Origin of the sequence: Pseudomonas sp. URMO17WK12:I6 (assembly GCF_003253625.1) — a bacterium.
In the GTDB taxonomy this organism is placed as follows: Bacteria; Pseudomonadota; Gammaproteobacteria; order Pseudomonadales; family Pseudomonadaceae; genus Aquipseudomonas.
In genome coordinates this window covers 1-1274 of the sequence record NZ_QKYZ01000039.1, presented here as the reverse complement: position 1 = coordinate 1274, position 1274 = coordinate 1, and the positions used below count along the sequence as shown (strand labels likewise).

The following is a 1274-nucleotide window of genomic DNA, read 5'->3' as shown; positions in this document are numbered from 1 at the left end:
GGCGGTGCGCCTTCACTTCTAAGGTTATAAAAATAGGTTATTGGGACGACTTGTATTAATACGTATTATGTCAGGTATTCCCATTGTAAACGACCTGACGACACTTGCCATGTTCAAAACCCTCCCTTACGCACAGCAGCAAGCCGATGCGCTGACGGTCGATGACATCAGCTTCAGCTACCCCAATGGGCATCGCGTGTTTTCCTCTTTCAGCCTGAACGCCAGGCCCGGTGAGTTCGTTGCGATCCTGGGGCCATCCGGTTGCGGGAAAACCACCTTGCTGAACTTGTTGTCAGGTTTTGTGCAACCGCAAAGTGGTCAGATCAGTATCAACCAGACGGCGGTGCGTCCAGAGCGTTCGGAGTTGGGTTATGTGTTTCAGGCGCCGCAGTTGTTTCCCTGGTTGAGCGCCTTGGAAAACGTCCGTTTCGGCCTGCGAATGGCGGCTCGGATCAACGAATCGCAGCAGCGTTCTCAAGCCTTGCAGTACCTGCGTCTGGTCGGTCTGGAGAATGCCGCGCATCGGTTGCCGCATCAGTTGTCTGGCGGCATGCAGCAGCGGGTTTCCCTGGCCAGGACCCTGGCATTGGAGCCCAGCGTGTTGCTGATGGATGAGCCATTCGCTGCACTGGATGCCATCAGCCGCAACAGCATGAACGAAGAGACCTTGCGCATCTGGGCCGAACTGGGTCAGACGGTGCTGTTCATTACCCACGATATCGACGAAGCGGTGTTTCTGGCGGATCGGGTCATCGTGCTCAACATCGCCCCCGGCGGTATCCACAGCGAACTGAATATTCATTTGCCGCGCCCTCGCTCCAACCTCAAAACCCGCCGGTTGCCGGCCTTTCTCGATTACCGCAATGAGCTGATGGAGCGCATTTCCCAGGTCATGGAAGTGCCTGCAGCCTCCGCTTACCCAACCCGCCAACCTGAGTTGACAGCATGATCAAACATTCGCTGCTTGCCCTTTCCTTGTCTGTTGCCGCCTTGGCAAGCAGCGTATTCGCCGTGGCTGGCGAAGAGAAACCCTTGCGTGTGGGTTACGTATTCGCCATGGCCAACGCCCCGGCGTTGATCGCCGACAAACAGGGCTACTACCGCGAGGAAGGCTTGAATGTCGATCTCAAGGCCTTGGGCGATGGTCCGGTGATCCAGCAGGCACTGGCCGCTGGCGAGCTGGATGTGGCCTATGTCGGTACGCCGCCGGTGTATCAATGGTTTTCCCGGGGGCTGCAAAGCCGGATTCTGGCCAAGGTCAATTACGGTCAGGC

At 57.1% G+C, this 1274-nt stretch carries 2 protein-coding genes; both read left to right on the top strand.

The window, feature by feature from the left end; all coding sequences use genetic code 11:
• Positions 1-109 precede the first annotated feature (109 nt).
• On the top strand, positions 110-949 hold the full coding sequence (locus F475_RS30170) for an ABC transporter ATP-binding protein (protein ID WP_064617317.1): 840 nt from the start codon (positions 110-112) through the stop codon (positions 947-949).
• A partial coding sequence (locus F475_RS30165; protein WP_158538473.1) for an ABC transporter substrate-binding protein occupies positions 946-1274 on the top strand: 329 nt, incomplete at its 3' end. The genes F475_RS30170 and F475_RS30165, both read left to right, overlap by 4 nt.